At 57.3% G+C, this 17,863-nt stretch carries 16 protein-coding genes and 1 other RNA gene; 7 read left to right on the plus strand and 10 right to left on the minus strand.

Annotation, left to right across the window (positions count from 1 at the left end; translation table 11 throughout):
• Positions 1 to 101 precede the first annotated feature (101 nt).
• From NB069_RS09260 to selO, 6 genes are all read left to right on the plus strand, one after another.
• Positions 102 to 716 carry a hypothetical protein gene (locus NB069_RS09260; RefSeq protein WP_250589067.1) on the plus strand — a complete coding sequence of 205 codons (615 nt, stop codon included), beginning with the start codon at positions 102 to 104 and terminating at the stop codon, positions 714 to 716.
• Positions 717 to 1,072: 356 nt separating this feature from the next.
• Positions 1,073 to 1,624 carry a glutathione peroxidase gene (locus tag NB069_RS09265; RefSeq protein ID WP_250589068.1) on the plus strand — a complete coding sequence of 184 codons (552 nt, stop codon included), beginning with the start codon at positions 1,073 to 1,075 and terminating at the stop codon, positions 1,622 to 1,624.
• Positions 1,624 to 2,379 carry a vitamin B12 ABC transporter ATP-binding protein BtuD gene (gene btuD, locus NB069_RS09270; protein ID WP_250589069.1) on the plus strand — a complete coding sequence of 252 codons (756 nt, stop codon included), beginning with the start codon at positions 1,624 to 1,626 and terminating at the stop codon, positions 2,377 to 2,379. Before NB069_RS09265 ends, btuD begins: the two co-directional genes overlap by 1 nt.
• Before the next feature lie 72 nt (positions 2,380 to 2,451).
• Complete coding sequence (locus NB069_RS09275) at positions 2,452 to 2,916, plus strand: NlpC/P60 family protein (RefSeq protein WP_250589070.1); 465 nt, start codon at positions 2,452 to 2,454, stop codon at positions 2,914 to 2,916.
• Between the two features lie 284 nt (positions 2,917 to 3,200).
• On the plus strand, positions 3,201 to 3,914 hold the full coding sequence (locus NB069_RS09280) for an EAL domain-containing protein (RefSeq protein WP_250589071.1): 714 nt from the start codon (positions 3,201 to 3,203) through the stop codon (positions 3,912 to 3,914).
• 61 nt (positions 3,915 to 3,975) lie between these two features.
• Positions 3,976 to 5,418 carry a protein adenylyltransferase SelO gene (gene selO / locus NB069_RS09285; RefSeq protein WP_250589072.1) on the plus strand — a complete coding sequence of 481 codons (1,443 nt, stop codon included), beginning with the start codon at positions 3,976 to 3,978 and terminating at the stop codon, positions 5,416 to 5,418.
• On the opposite strand, the gene NB069_RS09290 is transcribed toward selO, so the two are convergent.
• The 8 genes from NB069_RS09290 to ppsR all read right to left on the minus strand — a co-directional run bounded on the left by NB069_RS09290 (position 5,415) and on the right by ppsR (position 13,567).
• Positions 5,415 to 6,194 (minus strand): heme ABC transporter ATP-binding protein, encoded by a 780-nt coding sequence (locus tag NB069_RS09290; RefSeq protein ID WP_250589073.1) that lies wholly within the window; start codon positions 6,192 to 6,194, stop codon positions 5,415 to 5,417. The two genes, selO and NB069_RS09290, sit on opposite strands and share 4 nt — an antisense overlap.
• Positions 6,187 to 7,179 (minus strand): FecCD family ABC transporter permease, encoded by a 993-nt coding sequence (locus tag NB069_RS09295; protein WP_250589074.1) that lies wholly within the window; start codon positions 7,177 to 7,179, stop codon positions 6,187 to 6,189. Before NB069_RS09295 ends, NB069_RS09290 begins: the two co-directional genes overlap by 8 nt.
• Entirely contained in the window at positions 7,179 to 8,000 is an 822-nt protein-coding gene (locus NB069_RS09300) for a heme/hemin ABC transporter substrate-binding protein (protein WP_250589075.1), read from the minus strand. Before NB069_RS09300 ends, NB069_RS09295 begins: the two co-directional genes overlap by 1 nt.
• Entirely contained in the window at positions 7,997 to 9,025 is a 1,029-nt protein-coding gene (chuS, locus tag NB069_RS09305; RefSeq protein WP_250589076.1) for a hematinate-forming heme oxygenase ChuS, read from the minus strand. The genes NB069_RS09300 and chuS overlap by 4 nt, the downstream gene beginning before the upstream one ends.
• Positions 9,026 to 9,070: 45 nt before the next feature.
• Entirely contained in the window at positions 9,071 to 11,056 is a 1,986-nt protein-coding gene (locus NB069_RS09310) for a TonB-dependent hemoglobin/transferrin/lactoferrin family receptor (protein WP_250589077.1), read from the minus strand.
• A 70-nt stretch (positions 11,057 to 11,126) separates the two neighbouring features.
• Complete coding sequence (hemP, locus tag NB069_RS09315; RefSeq protein WP_250589078.1) at positions 11,127 to 11,360, minus strand: hemin uptake protein HemP; 234 nt, start codon at positions 11,358 to 11,360, stop codon at positions 11,127 to 11,129.
• Between the two features lie 174 nt (positions 11,361 to 11,534).
• Entirely contained in the window at positions 11,535 to 12,581 is a 1,047-nt protein-coding gene (gene aroH / locus NB069_RS09320; RefSeq protein WP_250589079.1) for a 3-deoxy-7-phosphoheptulonate synthase AroH, read from the minus strand.
• A gap of 152 nt (positions 12,582 to 12,733) precedes the next feature.
• On the minus strand, positions 12,734 to 13,567 hold the full coding sequence (ppsR, locus tag NB069_RS09325; RefSeq protein ID WP_250589080.1) for a posphoenolpyruvate synthetase regulatory kinase/phosphorylase PpsR: 834 nt from the start codon (positions 13,565 to 13,567) through the stop codon (positions 12,734 to 12,736).
• A 337-nt stretch (positions 13,568 to 13,904) separates the two neighbouring features.
• Between ppsR and ppsA the strand changes: the two genes are divergently transcribed.
• Complete coding sequence (gene ppsA, locus NB069_RS09330) at positions 13,905 to 16,283, plus strand: phosphoenolpyruvate synthase (RefSeq protein WP_250589081.1); 2,379 nt, start codon at positions 13,905 to 13,907, stop codon at positions 16,281 to 16,283.
• Between the two features lie 111 nt (positions 16,284 to 16,394).
• Here ppsA and rprA read toward each other — a convergent pair.
• An RNA gene (rprA, locus tag NB069_RS09335) (antisense sRNA RprA) lies at positions 16,395 to 16,505 on the minus strand.
• A gap of 188 nt (positions 16,506 to 16,693) precedes the next feature.
• Complete coding sequence (gene ydiK / locus NB069_RS09340) at positions 16,694 to 17,806, minus strand: AI-2E family transporter YdiK (protein ID WP_250589082.1); 1,113 nt, start codon at positions 17,804 to 17,806, stop codon at positions 16,694 to 16,696.
• Positions 17,807 to 17,863 lie beyond the last annotated feature (57 nt).

The following is a 17,863-nucleotide window of genomic DNA, read 5'->3' on the forward strand; positions in this document are numbered from 1 at the left end:
TCTCCATAATCAACCTGATGAGAATTTATCGCATCAACTTGCAAAGTGAAATTTGAGAATGTAAATTACCATCTTAATTCATTACAGTTATTAGAGGAAAAATGAAAATTCGCCTGCGAACCCCATTATATTTGGTAGCTTTATCTTCGTCACTGATATCTGTATCGGCAAACGCTATTCCTCCTGTGCGTGCCGTGGATGTTAAATCTTTTGACGTCGGCGGCGTTAAAACAGGGATGAGTATTGAAGAAGCACAAGCTGCAATGCAGAAAAACTTTGGTATTTCACCTGCTCAAATAAGAGCGTCTAAGTCGATGAAAGGTCAGACTCCAGATTTTGTCACAGGGAGTCAGCAGATTATGCACCTGGTATACGAAGATAAAGGAACCCGCATGCAGGTGAGTTTCGATCCTCGTGTTCCTTATAATAAGTCTAATCCAATGGCTGTTTCGCAGGTGATCTATGAAATACCCTGGACGAAAAAAAATGAAGACAATATGGTCAAGGCTGCCCTGAATAAATATGGTCCGGTATCTACGGGTGGAGTATTTCCTGTCTGGTGTGAAAAACCGATGCCAAGTTCAGGCATGGGCTGTGTGAGCGGTACAGCAAGCCTCACGATGGGAAATACCAAAATTCAGCTAAACGATCCTTCATGGCATAACGCCGTCGTTAAGTATATGGATCAACAGAAACAGACCACGCCTAAGCTGTAAAAAATGCATCCGGATTCATGCTGGCTTTATTTATGTTAGTCATTGAATCCGGATTGATTCAATCAGAGTAAAACCTTCCTTGTTCTGATAAAGAACCCAGCGGCTATTATAAAGGTCTTCAAATACCACCACGGTACCCAATATTTCATCACGGGGTTCTTCAGAAAACTCTTCGACCTTTGCTTTCGTGGCGCAGCGCGAACAATAACGATTGACCGGGCGCTACGTTAAAGCAGCCCGGGCTCCCCTGTAAAATTATGATTCACAAAAGATTTGCAGAACCTGGCCTTTATCGGGCTATTATTTAAAGCGGGCCGCTAAAGCTGCCAATCTGAACGACAACCTGAGGGACTGCTATGCCGAACGATATTCTGAACACCGAAGTGACGACCATCGATGGAGAAAAGACCACCCTGGAAGGCTATAAGGGCAAGGTTCTGCTGGTGGTGAATGTAGCCTCTAAATGCGGCCTGACGCCGCAGTACGAGCAACTGGAGGCGATGCAAAAGGCGTGGGAAAAAGAGGGCTTCACCGTGCTTGGCTTCCCGTGCAACCAGTTTCTCGGCCAGGAGCCAGGTAGCGAAGAAGAGATTAAAACGTTCTGCAGCACCACTTATGGCGTCACCTTCCCGATGTTCAGCAAAGTGGATGTGAACGGTGACAATCGCCACCCGGTCTATCAGAAGCTGGTGGCGGCCGCGCCGACCGCTGTTGCGCCAGAAGGCAGCGGCTTCTATGAGCGTATGGCCAGCAAAGGGCGCGCGCCGCTCTACCCGGACGACATCCTGTGGAATTTTGAAAAGTTTCTGATCGGACGTGACGGCAACGTGATCCAGCGCTTCTCCCCGGACATGACGCCTGACGATCCGGCCATCACCGCCGCAGTTAAGCAGGCGCTGGCCAGCTAATGACCGTTCTGATGCAGCTCAGCGGCGTGGCGGTAAAAGGGCGGTTGGGCCCGCTCGACATCGCCGTCAATTCCGGGGAGATCGTTCATCTCGTCGGCCCGAACGGCGCCGGGAAAAGCACCTTGCTTTCCCGAATGGCGGGGTTGACCGGGGGCGAAGGGGAGATCACCTTGCTTGAAGAACCGCTGTCCCGGTGGTCTTCCGCGTCACTGGCCAGCCGAAGGGCGTATCTGGCGCAGCAGCAAACTGCGCCATTTGCCATGCCGGTCTGGCACTATCTGACGCTGCACCAGCTCTCTGATCGGCAAAAGGGGCTGTTAAATGCCGTCGCGGCAATGCTGGGTATTGAGGATAAGCTCTCCCGGCACGTCAGCCAGCTTTCGGGCGGAGAGTGGCAACGCGTGAGGCTGGCGGCGGTGATCCTGCAAATTCATCCGCAGGGCAATCCCCACGGAAAGCTGCTGTTGCTTGATGAGCCGATGAGCAGCCTCGACGTGGCCCAGCAGGTGGCGCTCGACAGAGCGTTAAGTGCGCTGTCGCGGCAGGGGATTGCGGTGGTAATGAGCAGCCATGACCTCAACCATACGCTGCGTCATGCGCACCGCGTCTGGCTGCTGAAACGGGGGCAGCTCATCGCCAGCGGCGCGCGTGACAGCGTCCTGACGCCCCCCAATCTGGCGAAAGCTTATGGTATGCCTTTCCGCCGTCTGGACATTGAAGGTCACAGAATGATCGTTTCAACGTCTCAGGAATAACCGCTTGTTGCACAGCGACATATTCACAGGCTAAATTACAGAAAATCCAAAAATTCAGAGGAGTCGTCGGGAATGCGATTCTGTTTTCTCCTGGTCGCCGCGCTATTTCTGGCAGGATGCAGTAGCCATCGCACGCCGCCGCCGAACGCGCGGCTGTCTGATTCTATCGCGGTGATTGCGGGTCTCAACGATCAACTGCACAGCTGGGGCGGTACGCCTTACCGCTACGGGGGAATGTCGCGCGGCGGCGTTGATTGCTCGGGTTTTGTTTTGCTGACGTTTCGCGATCGGTTTGCGTTGCAGTTGCCGCGTGAAACCCGCCAGCAGGCGACAATAGGCACTGAAATTGATAAAGACGATCTGTTGCCGGGGGATCTGGTGTTCTTTAAAACCGGGTCAGGCGAAAGCGGCCTGCACGTCGGAATATACGATACAGACAATCAATTTATTCATGCTTCAACCAGCCGCGGCGTGATGCGCTCTTCTCTCAATAACGTTTACTGGCGCAAAAACTTCTGGCAAGCCCGGCGCATTTAACCTCGTCGCGCCGTCCGGCGCGACGCTGGTGTTTCCATTAAATGAGATTCGTTTCATGCCAATAATTTTGGATGTCCAGCAGGCTGAATTAATTTCAGGCAATTCTGGCAGTCAGGAAAACTGGCTATTAAGATTTATCCAGGATAAGATTATTTTCAGGACTAAGGAAAATCCGAAAATTAAATGGAACGAATGAGATTATTCTTTATAAAATCCAAATGGTTGAATTACTTCAGCATATGTTTCAGGATGTCTTGTATCGTCTTTAAATCAGGACGGACGCGATGATTGTGATGCTGGATATTGCTTATCAAACTGAATTTTTATTAGTCCCCGCGCGCCATGATTCGGGAGCGCTGATCGGTCTGGAAATAAACGTTAACTTCGTTGGCGTTAACAACCAGGTGCGTATTCCTACCGAACTGGTGCGCCCTTTGCTGTCCCCTGCGCAGGAGTTAATGCTCTTTCAGGAGCAGCTCGCCCTGCTCGAAACCTGTAAGCTCTTTTTTATTCAGCAGCAGCTTATTGCATGGATAAATATTTCGTCGGTAATAGTTGAATACCTGATAACAAATGACGAAGGTGTTTCAATATGTGAACGATATCCGTGGCTGGAGTTTACCATTTATGAGAACTACCCGGATCTCAATAAAGGCAATATGAATACCACGCTAATGAATTTTGCTTTGCGCTATCCGCTGGTGCTGGGCAATTTTGGCGCCGGTGATGCTTCAACCAAAGCCATTTTTGACGGCATGTTTAAACGTGTGGCGCTGGACAAAAACTTCATTCAGCAACAGCTCACTGAAAATACATTCGATCCCTTTTTGCGGGCGATCTTCATCCAGATATCACCCTACTGTCAGTCGCTGATGGTTGCGGGCGTGGACGATGACGTGGTCCTGCAACGGTTGTCGGTATACGGCTTTAGCGCCATGCAGGGTGGCCTGTGGCCTGCCGTTCCCCTTGAACGCATCACCGCCCTGGTGCAGGGATAACCCTTGCCTTACCCGGTGTTTAACCGCTGCTAAACCCACTACACTAAAAGCAGGAGGACCTATGACCCTGTCTTTTACCGCGCACTGGCATGATGAATTACCCGGCTTTTATACGGCCCTGAAACCCACTCCCCTGAGCAATGCCCGCCTGATCTGGCATAACAGGGCGCTGGCCGCGGAACTGGGGATCCCGGAATCGCTGTTCAGCCCGGATCAGGGGGCTGGCGTGTCTGGCGGCGAAACCCTGCTGCCCGGCATGCAGCCGCTGGCCCAGGTCTACAGCGGACATCAGTTTGGCGTCTGGGCCGGTCAGTTAGGGGATGGGCGAGGGATCCTGCTCGGCGAACAGCTGCTCGCTAACGGACAAACCCTGGACTGGCACCTGAAAGGCGCCGGGCTCACGCCTTATTCACGTATGGGCGATGGCCGCGCCGTGCTGCGCTCCACCATCCGCGAAAGCCTTGCCTCCGAAGCGATGCACGCCCTGGGTATTCCCACCACCCGCGCGCTGTCGATTGTCACGAGCGATACCCCGGTGGCCCGTGAGACCATGGAGCAGGGCGCGATGATGATCCGCGTTGCTCAGAGCCACGCCCGCTTCGGCCATTTCGAACACTTCTACTATCGCCGCGAGCCGGAGAAAGTGCGCCAGCTGGCTGATTTTGTCATTCGCCATCACTGGCCCCAGTGGCAGGACGAGGCCGATAAGTACATCCTCTGGTTCCGCGACGTGGTAGCACGTACCGCATCGCTCATTGCCTGCTGGCAGACGGTGGGCTTTGCGCATGGCGTGATGAATACCGATAACATGTCGATCCTCGGCCTGACCATCGATTACGGCCCGTACGGTTTCCTTGATGACTATCAGCCGGGCTATATTTGCAACCACTCCGACTATCAGGGGCGTTACAGCTTTGATAACCAGCCTGCGGTGGGCCTGTGGAACCTGCAGCGCCTGGCGCAAGCGCTGTCACCCTTTATTGACGTGGATGCGCTGAACGACGCGCTGGACAGCTATCAGGAAGTATTGCTCCAGCAGTACGGTAAACTGATGCGCCGCAAGCTGGGGCTGATGACCCAGGAGAAGGGCGATAACGAGCTGCTGAACAACCTGTTTGCGCTGATGGCACGGGAAGGCAGCGACTACACCCGCACCATGCGCATGCTGGGACAAACCGAACAGCACAGCGCCGCCTCGCCGCTGCGGGACGAGTTTATCGATCGCCAGGCGTTTGATGACTGGTTTGCGACCTACCGCGCGCGTCTGCAGCAGGAGAACGTGGCGGACGAGGTGCGCCAGGCGGAGATGAACGCCGTCAATCCGGCAATGGTGTTGCGTAACTGGCTGGCGCAGCGGGCGATCGAGCAGGCTGAAAAAGGCGATTACGCCGAGCTTCACCGCTTACACGAGGCGCTGCGGACGCCGTTTGCCGACCGCAGCGATGACTATATCAGCCGTCCGCCGGACTGGGGCAAACGGCTGGAGGTGAGTTGTTCAAGCTAGGGGTTAAGAAAAACCTGCGGGCTGGTGTTAAGCGGATGCTGGCCCACATGAACCTCAGCGCGATACCAGCGGGAGAGGTTATCAGCGTGTAACACCTTCTTCGGTGTTCCCTGTGAGACAATCCTTCCCTCATGCAGGAGCACGATCCGGTCTGCCCATAAGGCGGCCAGATTGAGATCGTGCAGCACCACGCAGACGTGCAGTTTTCCCCCCTGAACGAGAACCTTCAGCAGACGCAGCAGATGCTGCTGGTGATAGAGATCCAGCGCCGATGTCGGTTCATCAAGAAATAACCACCCCCGGGGCGCACCCTCGCACCACAGCTGGGCCAGCGCCCGGGCCAGCTGAACGCGCTGTTGCTCTCCCCCCGACAGAGCTGCATACCGGCGGCCGGCCAGGGTCTGGCAGCCGGTAAGCTGCATCACCTCGCTGACGATCTGCGGCTCGGGCTGTTGCGTCCACGGCGAGCGGCCCATACCGATCACCCCCTCAACCGGCCAGTCAAAACCGAGCTGGGTTTGCTGGCGCATCACCGCCCGCAACCGGGATAAACGCTGCGTACTCCAGCCGTCCAGCGCTTTACCGGCCAGCAGGCAGCGCCCTGAATCCGGCTTGAGATAGCCGGTTAACAGGCGCAGCAGGGTGGATTTCCCTGCGCCGTTAGGGCCGATCAGCGCCACCAGTTCTCCCTGCGAAAGGGACAGGGAGACATCGTTTAGCACCGCCCGGCCTGCCAGGCTGTAGGTTAAGCCTTGGGCGATAAAAGAGTCAGCCATGCTGGCCTCCACGACGAAAAATAAGCCACAGGAACCAGGGGGCGCCAAGAATACTGGTCAGCAACCCCACCGGCATCTCCGCCGGGGCCACCAGCGTGCGCGCAGCGGTATCGGCGATCAGCAGCAAAAAGGCCCCCGCCAGCACCGAGCCGGGGATCACCGCCCGGTGATCTGACCCCAGCCACATGCGTACCAGGTGCGGTACCACCAGGCCAATAAAGCCGATTACGCCGCTGACGGCCACCGCGGCGGCCACCAGTAGGGCGCTGCATAACAGCAGAAGGCGCTGGACGATCCGCACATCGACACCCAGATAATGCGCCTCTTCCTCACCAAGCTGCAGCAGATTCAGAGCCGCCGCCAGCCGCCAGATAATCAGCACCGTCGGGATCATCAGCGAGGTGACCGCCAGCAGGGTGGACCACTGGGCCTGGCCGAGGCTGCCCATTCCCCACAGGGACAGCTGGCGCAACTGGGCGTCATTACTCACCCACGAGAGCACCCCCACCGCCGCGCCGCACAGGGCGTTAATGGCGATGCCCACCAGCAGCAGGCGCGAGAGCGAACTCTCCCGCTGCTGGCTGAGCAGGAAAATGACGACTGTTGCAGCCAGGGCGCCGAGAAAGGCCGCCAGCATCGGGGCATAGAGCATCAGCAGGGCGGGCAGGGTAACGGGCAGCACCACCCATAGCGCAACGGCGCAGGCGGCACCGCTGCTGATCCCCAGCAGGCCGGGGTCGGCGAGGGGGTTACGAAACAGTCCCTGCATCACGCAGCCCGCCAGCGCCAGGGCACCGCCAATTACCAGCGCCAGCAGCACGCGCGGCAGGCGAATGGTGAGCCAGATCTGGCGCAGCGCCTCGTCGGTGCCGCTCCAGAGCAGGCTCACCGGCAGACGCAACGCGCCAAACCCGGTGGCCAGCAGCGTCATCAGGGCCAGCATCAGCGCCAGTCCCCACAGCGAACAGTGTATACGGCGAGGCATCAGGGCAGTTGCTCGGCTTTATTGCGTAGCTGTCTAATCGCCTGCGGGGTACGCACGCTGAACCCCAACAGCGCCATGTCGTCAATCTGTAACACCTGCTTATTACGCCCGGCAGGGGTGTGCGCCAGACCTGGCAGCGTCCACAGATTCTCTTCTCCGCCCATCGCTTTCACGCCGTCCTGCGAAATCACCACCAGATCCGGCTGGCTGGCGATCACACCCTCCTGAGAGAGCGGCTGGTAACGGGAGAAGCCCTGCATGGCGTTGCGCAGACCCGCCGCGCGGATCGCCGCATCGGCCCCGGTATCCTGCCCGGCGGCCATGGCGGTCATCCCGCCGTGATTAAGAATGAACAGCACCCGCTTGTTAAGCGGGGAGGAGGGCATAGCGGCCAGCTCCTGCTTCAGACGCTGGCGCAGGGTTTCGCCTTCGGAGACGCGGTGCGTCGCCTGCGCCACCACGCGCACTTTCTCGTCGATAACGCTGAGCGCATTGCTGCCCGGCACCGTCACCACGTTGATGTTGCTTTGCCCGACCTGTTTGAGCGCCAGCGAAGGCTGCGCCTGGGCGCTGGCCAGCACCAGCGTCGGACGCATCGCCAGAATCCCCTCGGCATTAAGCTGGCGCAGATAGCCCACATCCGGCAGGGAGGTGGCCTGCGCCGGCCACTGGCTGGTGCTGTCGCGCGCCACCAGTGAATCTCCGGCACCCAGGGCGTAGACAATCTCCGTGACGTCCCCGCCAAGGGCCACGATCTTCTCCTGCGGCGCGGCAAAGGCGGCCAGCGGCAGCGCGGCAATCAGGGCAAGCAGTCTTCTCATGCGGCCAGCCCTTTCACCGTCAGGGCGTCAATCTGTGCACGCCACTGGCGCTGCTCAGGTTCGCCTTCCGTGCGTTGACCGTACAGCTGGGCGATCTGGGTCCCGTCGGCGGCAAACAGCTCAAGGCTGGTCACGTGGCCGTCGGCGGTCGGTTTACGCGTCACCCAGGTTTCGGCGATGGACTCTTCCAGCAGGTGCAGGGTAAAAGCCGGGTTAAAGATGTTGAGCCAGCCTTTCATCGGCACCACTTTCTCCACCACACCGGTGAATATCTGCACGCAGCCGCGGTTGCCGACGAAGATCATGATCTCGTTAGCGTCCTGACGGGCGGTATCCAGCAGCTGCGCCAGGGCACGGTTATCCACCTGACAGGCCAGATCGTCACCCACCAGACGGAACGCCTGCTGACGGGTCAGGCCGTGGCGCTTCAGCAGCCCAAAGAACTGGTGCACATCGGTCATGGCGCGCCACTCGCTGTCCACCGTCGCGGCGTCGGCGTTAGCCACCTCTGCGCTCACATTGGCAGCCTTCAGCGCCAGCGGCGGGTTATCGGCAAAGATAAAGCGGGTCAGCAGGTCGCCCCAGGCGGAGATATCGGTGTTGTCGGTGGTGTAGACCTTCAGCAGCGCATCCCCCTGATGGTCAAAAAACTGGATGCTCTGGCGCTCGCCGCGGGCGGTGGTTTCGCTGATATGAAACACGCTCGCCCACTGGTTGAGGAACAGGCGCAGATCCAGCGCGCGCGGGTTAAGCACCAGCCCGGCATGGCCGTTCAGGTGCTGATTCGTAAAGGTCCCCACCTGCTCATGCACCGCATATTCGTTGCGGCAGATGCATTTGGTTTCGCCCACGGCTTCCAGCGCGCCGAGGATCTCGCGGATGTCGCCATGCAGACGCCACGCATCGTAGCCCACCCGGGCATACGTCAGTTCAGCTTCACTGATGGCCATCAGCGCAGCGATATCACGCGCATATTTCCCCGGATTTTCTTCTTTTAATTCAAGCCAGCGTGTGTAGTGATTCATTGTCTCTTCCTTCCGGATAAATGCCCCGCAACCGGGGCAGGGGTATTACCACTGATAACTCACGAAAATCTTGCCGTTGCGGCCATCCTGAGGGATGCCCTGTGGAGACCAGTACTCTTTGTCGAAGGCGTTACCCAGCACCAGAGTGGTGGTCACACCCTTCAGCGCCTGCTGGCCCTGATAGCTGATATAGAAATCGTTCACCGCGTAGCCCGGCTGTTGGCTGTAGCTGCTGCTCACGTGGGTGGAACGATCGGCGAAGGTGCCAATCCAGCCCACGTTGAAGCCGCTCTGCGCCAGGGGGATGTCCAGCTTGCTGGAGACGGTATCCGGACTGATGCTGGAGATGTACTCCCCGGTATCGGTGTCTTTGCCCCGGGTACGGTTATAGGCCACGTCCAGGCTGAACAGGCTGGCGGAGTATTTCGCCATCATGTCCCAGCCCCAGATTTTGGCGTTCGGCACGTTGTACGACATGGTGGTCGCGGCGGCGAAGTCCACAGTGGTGGAGATGTAATCTTTGGCGTTGGTATCAAAGTAGCTGGCTTTGAACTCCAGTGCATCACTGGCAAGCATCAGATCGTCAAAGCGCAGGCCAACACCGTACTCCTGGGTTTCGTTGGTTTCCGGACGCAGATTTGGGTTCGGCACCCAGTAGTTGGTGTAGAACCGGCCAATGGAGAAGTGCTTCGCATCGTTGTACATCTCGCCCATCGTCGGGGCGCGGAAGGCCTGGGCATACGAGCCGAACATCATCAGCCAGTCGGTCGGGGAGACCGTGATCCCGGCGCGGGATGACCATTTATCGGCGTCTACGTCCTCGTAGCCGTCGCTGCTGCCGCTGTAGTTATCGTAGCGGGTGCCGCCCAGCAGGGTGACGGGCAGATCGCGCAGGGTGATCTCATCCTGCAGCCAGCCGGAGCTGAAGTCGATGCTCGCATCCGGGAAGCCGGTGGTGGCGCCAGAGGGGGACTGCTCCTGACGGTAATACTCGCCGCCGTAGGTCAGCAGGTGCGAGGCGAAAGAGTCGGCGAACAGGCGGGTGCGGTTTTCCACTTTGCCGCCTTTGGTTGTCTGCTCGCGATATTCCCCGGTGCCATCAATGTTTTGGGCGTTAATACGCGCTTCGGACCAGTAGATCCGGGCATCGGCGTTCAGCCAGTCATTACCCTCCGGGGCGATGTGATACCCCAGCTGCACGTCACGCTGGATGGTGGAGCGGTCGGTCATCGGGTTACTGCTGTCGTCCGCCTCGATGGTCTGCGGATTTTTGGGCTCCTGCGCCGCGTTGTTGTAGTAGCGCAACGACCCGCTCAGGGACTGGGCCTGATCCATCTGCCAGCTGCCTTTCGCCAGCATATTGTTGATTGATTCGTCATTCGGTGCGGTCTCACCGCCGCCCTGACGAATATCCCCGCGATCCCGGCTCGACCAGGCCACCAGGCCGTCGAGGGTATCGGTTCGGCCAAAGGCGCTGGCTCCCATACCAAGGCTGTGATCGCCGGTGGCGGCGGTGCCAAACACGCGGAAACCGCTGGTCTGGCCGGCCTGAAGCAGGTCTTTCGCATCGGCGGTGTCATAGGCGATTACCCCGCCCATTGCGCCGCTGCCGTACAGCAGGGCGGAGGGGCCGCGCACGATCTCAATACGTTTGATCAGCGCCGGGTCGAGAAAGGTGCTGTTCAGGTGGCCGGTATCGGTGCCCTGACGGACGCCGTCCACCAGTACCAGCACGCCGCGACGATCGTAGCCGCGCAGATTCACGTCCTGACCGTTGGTGCGTCCGGTGCCGTCAAGGGTCAGACCGGGAACATGGCGCAACAGGTCAGCGGCAGAGCTGGCGGTTTGATTCTCCGGGGCGGTGGCGTCAATGACGCTCACCATCATTGGCGCTTCAAAGGCGCTGCGGGAGTTTCCGGTGGCGGTTACCGTGATGTCGTCGGTGGCGGCAACGGCCATTCCCGGCAGAGCGGTGGTAATGGCCAGCGCCAGCAGCGACGGGCGTAAAGACGCGGTGTTCAGGTATGGCATGAGCCACTCTCCATTTAAAAGTGAAAAGCGCTGGCTGCCTGGGGGGAACCTGGGTGGCTGGCGAAGGTGCTTATTTTGTGAGGATTAATTTTCCGGCATGGGTCTGGCGCAACAGGTAGTGCTGGCCGTCATGCTCGATAATGACGCGTCCCTCTTCGCCCAACAGCTGTTTGCTGTCGATGCGGCGATCGGTTGCGCCCGGAGGCTGTGTTTTGTCTTCAGGACGAGTGAGCGTTGCTGCGGTGTTATCCATACGTGACATAATGTTTTTCAAAATAGCAATCAATGTAACAATGATAATCATTATCAACAAACTGCAAATCACGGCAAGTGTTTTGTGAAAAAAAGGTGACGGGAGTGGGGGTTAGGGGTTTGTGCGGCATGAAAAAAAGCCCGGTGGCGCTTCGCTTACCGGGCCTGCATATCGCGCTGTAGTTTGGCAGGCCGGGTAAAGCGTAGCAGCCACCCGGCGCAGAATTTAAAAACGGCTATCCACCGCCGCCGCCAGTTTATCCAGCAGCAGTTCGGTATCTTCCCAGCTCAGGCAGGGGTCGGTAATGGACTGACCGTAGGTTATCGGCTGGCCAACCACCACTTTTTGGGTGCCTTCGCGCAGGAAACTTTCGGCCATGATCCCGGCGATGGCGCTGGAGCCGTTGCGGATCTGCTGGCACACCTCATCGCAGACGTCCAGCTGGCGGCGGTGCTGCTTCTGGCAGTTGCCGTGGCTAAAATCGATCACCAGCTGCTCCGGCAGGTCGAACTCGCGCAGGGTGTCGCAGGCTTCGGCGATGTCCTGCGGATGATAGTTCGGCTGTTTACCGCCACGCATAATGATGTGGCCGTATGGGTTGCCGCTGGTTTGGTAGATGGTCATCTGGCCATTCTTGTCCGGGGACAGGAACATGTGGCTGGCGCGGGCCGCGCGGATGGCGTCCACCGCGATGCGGGTATTACCGTCAGTGCCATTTTTGAAGCCCACCGGGCAGGAGAGCGCCGAGGCCATTTCACGGTGGATCTGGCTTTCGGTGGTGCGCGCACCAATCGCCCCCCAGCTGATGAGGTCGGCGATAAACTGTCCGGTCACCATATCCAGGAATTCGGTGGCGGTGGGCACGCCAAGCTCGTTAACCTGCAGCAGCAGCTTGCGGGCCAGCTGAATGCCGTGATTGACCCGGTAACTGCCGTTCAAATCGGGATCGGAGATAAGCCCCTTCCAGCCGACCACGGTACGCGGCTTCTCGAAGTAGGTGCGCATCACGATCTCGAGGCGCGACTGGTGCTTATCCCGCAGCCCTTTCAGGCGCTGGGCGTAGTCCATAGCGGCATCAGTATCGTGGATGGAGCAAGGGCCTACGATCACCAGCAGGCGGCGATCTTCCCCATTGAGGATTTTTTCAACGCGTTTTCGTGACGTTGTCACGTGTTCGGCCACTGCCGCAGAAACAGGGTATCGCTGGGCCAGCTCTGCTGGCGTCACCAGGCTGTCGATACGCGCTGTGCGGAGTTCATCGGTTTTGTTCATGGTATTTCTCAGAATGTAGTGCTTCATCGGTAACTTACCGGGAAGTGATGGGCATCACCTTAAACCAATCCCCGCTGATTTCAAGAGCAGGGCACAAACGTGCCCTGTTGTGGGGGCGAGTATAAAGGATAATGAACCAATGTACTAGCCTGTTAGTACATGCGGCGATTCAGGCCCATAATATCGAGAATTTTGGTGGCAATCTCTTCTACCGAATAGTTAGTACTGTTCAGCCACGGAATGTTGTTCTTGCGATACAGGGCCTCAACCTCAGCCACTTCCATCCGGCACTGGCGCATCGACGCATAGCGGCTGTTTTCCCGGCGCTCCTCGCGGATGGCCGCCAGTCGTTCGGGGTTAATGGTCAGACCAAACAGCTTATGCTGGAGCGGTTTGAGCGCGGCCGGGAGGACAAGGTTATCCATATCGTCGGCTATAAAGGGGTAGTTGGCAGCGCGGATGCCGAACTGCATAGCCAGATAGAGGCTGGTAGGAGTCTTACCGCAGCGCGACACCCCAAGCAGAATGACCTGAGCCTGATCGAGGTTTCGCAGCGAGATACCATCGTCGTGGGCGAGGGTGTAGTCAATGGCAGCTATGCGGGCGTCGTATTTGGTGATATTCGCCGGGTTAAGGCCGTGGGTGCGGTGCGCCACCGGGGTGGGATCCAGCTTCATCTCCTGCTGGAGCGGGGCCACCAGCGCCTGCACGATGTCCTGACAAAAACCTTCGCTCTGCAAAATGATCTGACGGATTTCCGGGATCACAATCGAGTAGAACACCAGCGGACGCACGCCGGTCTGCTGGTAAATGGCATCAATTTGATCTTTCACCGCTCTGGCGCGGCTCTCGTTTTCCACAAACGGCAGGGTGATGCTGTTAATGGAAACCGGGAATTGCGACATCACCGCATGGCCCAGCACCTCGGCGGTGATCGCCGTACCATCGGAAATATAAAAAACGTGGCGATCGACAGCATTATCCATTTTGCACACTCGGTATATCAGATGTAATTGACTGAAAGCATAAATTAAAAAAGTAAAATACAACAGTCAACGCGCGGAGGAAATTAAAAATGAAACGCTATTTTTATTTTTAATGAAAGGGGTGTTTCATTTTTCAAAATCACCCAAAAGTCTGAGTTTTTTTGTGGGAATCCATAGGAATCATCGGGTTAGCATTTAAGGGGGAAGAGTCTTAAAAGCTAAAAAATAAAATTGCTTACACGATTCACCGTTTTTTTAGCGCGAATAAATATGACAGTATAAATACGCAGTAGGAGTTTCTTAAAACCCGTTCATATATCATAAAAGGATTGTTTCGATGTCCAACAATGGCTCGTCACCGCTGGTGCTTTGGTATAACCAACTCGGCATGAATGATGTAGACAGAGTTGGAGGCAAAAATGCCTCCCTGGGTGAAATGATTACAAATCTGTCCAGTATGGGTGTCTCCGTACCGAATGGATTTGCTACCACCGCCGATGCTTTTAACTATTTTCTGGATCAAAGCGGCGTAAACCAGCGCATTTACGAACTACTGGATAACACGGACATTGATGATGTCTCTGAGCTTGCAAAAGCCGGGACGCAAATCCGCCAGTGGATCATCGACACACCTTTCCAGCCTGAGCTGGAAAAAGCCATTCACGACGCCTATAACCAGCTCTCCGCTGATGATGCTCAGGCCTCCTTTGCCGTGCGCTCCTCCGCCACCGCTGAAGATATGCCGGATGCCTCCTTTGCCGGTCAGCAGGAGACCTTCCTTAACGTACAGGGCTACGACGCCGTGCTGGTGGCGGTAAAACATGTGTTTGCTTCCCTGTTTAACGACCGCGCCATCTCTTACCGCGTGCATCAGGGTTACGACCACCGCGGCGTTGCGCTGTCAGCGGGCGTGCAGCGCATGGTGCGTTCGGATCTGGCTTCATCAGGCGTGATGTTCTCTATTGATACCGAATCGGGTTTTGATCAGGTGGTCTTTATCACCTCCGCCTGGGGTCTGGGCGAGATGGTGGTGCAGGGGGCGGTCAACCCTGACGAATTCTATGTTCACAAGCCAACCCTGGCAGCGGATCGCCCGGCTATCGTGCGTCGCACCATGGGCTCGAAAAAAATCCGTATGATTTACGCCCCGACGCAGGAGCACGGCAAGCAGGTGCGCATTGAAGATGTGCCGCAGGAGCAGTGCGACCGCTTCTCGCTCACCGATGCCGAAGTGCAGGAGCTGGCGAAGCAGGCGGTGCAGATTGAGAAACACTACGGCCGTCCGATGGATATCGAATGGGCTAAAGACGGCAACACCGGCAAGCTGTTCATCGTTCAGGCACGTCCGGAAACCGTCCGCTCCCGCGGCCAGGTGATGGAGCGTTATACCCTGCATGCTCAGGGCAAAATCATCGCTGAAGGGCGTGCCATCGGCCACCGCATCGGCGCAGGCCCGGTGAAAGTGATCCACGACATCAGCGAAATGAACCGTATCCAGCCCGGCGACGTGCTGGTTACCGACATGACCGACCCGGACTGGGAACCGATCATGAAAAAGGCGGCAGCGATTGTTACCAACCGTGGCGGACGTACCTGTCATGCGGCGATCATCGCCCGTGAGCTGGGTATTCCGGCAGTTGTAGGCTGCGGTGATGCTACCGAACGCATGAAAGACGATGAGAACGTCACCGTCTCCTGCGCCGAAGGTGACACCGGTTACGTCTACGCCGAACTGCTGGACTTCAGCGTGAAGAGTTCAAGCGTTGATACCATGCCGGACCTGCCGCTGAAGATCATGATGAACGTCGGCAACCCTGACCGTGCCTTTGACTTCGCCTGTCTGCCAAACGAAGGCGTTGGCCTGGCGCGTCTGGAGTTCATCATCAACCGTATGATTGGGGTCCACCCGCGTGCGCTGCTGGAGTTCGACGATCAGACTCCGCAGCTGCAAAAAGAAATTCGCGAGATGATGAAGGGCTACGACTCGCCGAAAGAGTTCTACGTCGGCCGTCTGACCGAAGGGATTGCGACCCTGGGCGCTGCCTTCTTCCCGAAACGCGTGATCGTGCGTCTCTCCGACTTCAAATCTAACGAGTACGCCAACCTGGTGGGCGGCGAGCGTTACGAGCCGGAAGAAGAGAACCCGATGCTGGGCTTCCGTGGCGCCGGTCGTTATGTCTCTGACAGCTTCCGCGACTGCTTTGCCCTGGAGTGCGAGGCGGTGAAACGCGTGCGTAACGAGATGGGCCTGACCAACGTCGAGATCATGGTGCCGTTCGTGCGTACCGTGGATCAGGCGAAAGCGGTGGTTGACGAGCTGGCGCGTCAGGGGCTGAAGCGCGGCGAGAATGGGCTCAAAATCATCATGATGTGTGAGATCCCATCCAACGCCCTGCTGGCAGAACAGTTCCTTGAGCACTTCGACGGCTTCTCTATCGGTTCGAACGATATGACACAGCTGGCGCTGGGTCTGGATCGCGACTCCGGCGTGGTCTCCGCGCTGTTTGATGAGCGTAACGAGGCGGTGAAAGCGCTGCTGTCGATGGCCATCCGTGCCGCGAAGAAACAGGGCAAGTACGTCGGCATCTGTGGCCAGGGTCCGTCCGACCATGAAGACTTTGCCGCATGGCTGATGGAAGAGGGGATCGACAGCCTGTCCCTGAACCCGGACACCGTGGTGCAAACCTGGCTGAGCCTGGCCGAACTGAAGAAGTAATCCTCCCGGGCCCCTTCCACGCGGAAGGGGCTTTTTCCTGCCATCCCCCGCCGTCTTTATTTCTTTTTCAAAATCATCGCTGTATTGCTTAACGATTGTGCCAAAAAATGGATAAAAAAAAGCCCATCGTGGGAGATGGGCAAAGACTACACACAGCAATTCGTTGTTTCACTCAGGGGATTTCCATGCTTATAAATCAAGGTGTTGTTGATTCATAACCGTGACCTAATAGTAGGCATAGCCAATTTTTGCGTCGATCAGATTCGTCTCAATAGTTTAAAAAGCATGAAGAATTTATGAAGTAGATTGAAGTAATTAGCGGCAGGAAAGGCTTTAGTACTGCTTAAGGTAAAACCAATTGATAAGTGATGCTTAACATTCTGGTGGGCGAACCCACCAGAACGGAAGCGCTACTGTTTCGGCTCGTTTGTCTCGTTAAGCGTGGCAAGCAGGACATCGGGATCGGTTGGCGGCAGCGGGACTTCATGCACCCACGCGGAGAAGAGTCGCCAGGAGACGGCCAGCAGCACCGGACCGATAAACAGACCGATCATCCCAAAGGCAATCAAGCCGCCAATAACGCCGGAGAGGATCAGAATCAGCGGCAGGTCGGCACCCATGCGGATCAGTATCGGACGAATCACGTTATCCATCGTCCCCACCACGCAGCTCCAGACCAGCAGGAAAGTGCCCCAGGTGGTATCGCCGCTCCAGTAGAGCCAGATAATCGCCGGAACCAGCACCAGCAACGGCCCCAGCTGCATCAGGCAGGTTAACAGCATCAGCACCGTAAAGAGAGTGGCATAAGGCACGCCAGCGATTGCCAGCCCAATACCGCCCAGCACCGATTGCACCAGCGCTGTCACCACCACCCCTAACGCCACAGCACGCACCGCCTGCGCCGCCAGCAGCATCGCCGCGTCGCCGCGCGCCGAGGCCAGCCGGGTGGCGAAATGACGCACCCCAAGGGCGACCTGCTCGCCGCGCCAGTAGAGCAGGGCGCTGAACAGCAGCATCAGCACGCAGTGCACAACAAAGCGGCCAAGATGGGCCGCGGTACCAACAAACCAGGTGGTGGTGGCGCCAATATAGGGGCGCACTTTCGCCATAATGGCGCTGCCGCCCATATCCAGCAGGTTGTGCCAGCCGGCATAGAGCTTATCGCCAATCAGCGGGATGTCGTTTAGCCAGCCCAGCTCCGGCAACGTCATATCGCCGCTGGTGATGCTGGTGATGAGCGGGCCACTGCCGTCCACCAGGCTGTTCACCAGTAACGCGACCGGGATGACAAACAGCAGCACCAGCAGCAGGGTCATCACCAGTACCGCCAGCGTGCGGCGACCAAACAGCAAACGCTCCAGGCGAATGAACAGCGGCCAGGTCGCGATCACTACGGTTCCCGCCCATGCGAAGCCAAGAATAAAGGGTTGAACAATCCACAGACACGCAATAATCATGATTGCAAGGAACAGCACCGACAGCAAAATTTGTGCAACGTCCCTGGGCTGATGTCGATTGACCATAAATGAATTTCACCTTTTAAGAACACCGGCAGACCGGCGAGAATATGAAACCGCATC

Origin of the sequence: Leclercia adecarboxylata (assembly GCF_023639785.1) — a bacterium.
GTDB classification, from domain to species: Bacteria; Pseudomonadota; Gammaproteobacteria; order Enterobacterales; family Enterobacteriaceae; genus Enterobacter; species Enterobacter adecarboxylatus_D.

Excerpts from the sequence above, each read along its gene's own strand:
- NB069_RS09260 (WP_250589067.1), top strand. The coding sequence starts at position 102 with ATGAAAATTCGCCTGCGAACCCCATTATATTTGGTAGCTTTATCTTCG.
- NB069_RS09265 (WP_250589068.1), top strand. The coding sequence starts at position 1,073 with ATGCCGAACGATATTCTGAACACCGAAGTGACGACCATCGATGGAGAA.
- btuD (WP_250589069.1), top strand. The coding sequence starts at position 1,624 with ATGACCGTTCTGATGCAGCTCAGCGGCGTGGCGGTAAAAGGGCGGTTG.
- NB069_RS09275 (WP_250589070.1), top strand. The coding sequence starts at position 2,452 with ATGCGATTCTGTTTTCTCCTGGTCGCCGCGCTATTTCTGGCAGGATGC.
- NB069_RS09280 (WP_250589071.1), top strand. The coding sequence starts at position 3,201 with ATGATTGTGATGCTGGATATTGCTTATCAAACTGAATTTTTATTAGTC.
- selO (WP_250589072.1), top strand. The coding sequence starts at position 3,976 with ATGACCCTGTCTTTTACCGCGCACTGGCATGATGAATTACCCGGCTTT.
- NB069_RS09290 (WP_250589073.1), bottom strand. The coding sequence starts at position 6,194 with ATGGCTGACTCTTTTATCGCCCAAGGCTTAACCTACAGCCTGGCAGGC.
- NB069_RS09295 (WP_250589074.1), bottom strand. The coding sequence starts at position 7,179 with ATGCCTCGCCGTATACACTGTTCGCTGTGGGGACTGGCGCTGATGCTG.
- NB069_RS09300 (WP_250589075.1), bottom strand. The coding sequence starts at position 8,000 with ATGAGAAGACTGCTTGCCCTGATTGCCGCGCTGCCGCTGGCCGCCTTT.
- chuS (WP_250589076.1), bottom strand. The coding sequence starts at position 9,025 with ATGAATCACTACACACGCTGGCTTGAATTAAAAGAAGAAAATCCGGGG.
- NB069_RS09310 (WP_250589077.1), bottom strand. The coding sequence starts at position 11,056 with ATGCCATACCTGAACACCGCGTCTTTACGCCCGTCGCTGCTGGCGCTG.
- hemP (WP_250589078.1), bottom strand. The coding sequence starts at position 11,360 with ATGATTATCATTGTTACATTGATTGCTATTTTGAAAAACATTATGTCA.
- aroH (WP_250589079.1), bottom strand. The coding sequence starts at position 12,581 with ATGAACAAAACCGATGAACTCCGCACAGCGCGTATCGACAGCCTGGTG.
- ppsR (WP_250589080.1), bottom strand. The coding sequence starts at position 13,567 with ATGGATAATGCTGTCGATCGCCACGTTTTTTATATTTCCGATGGTACG.
- ppsA (WP_250589081.1), top strand. The coding sequence starts at position 13,905 with ATGTCCAACAATGGCTCGTCACCGCTGGTGCTTTGGTATAACCAACTC.
- ydiK (WP_250589082.1), bottom strand. The coding sequence starts at position 17,806 with ATGGTCAATCGACATCAGCCCAGGGACGTTGCACAAATTTTGCTGTCG.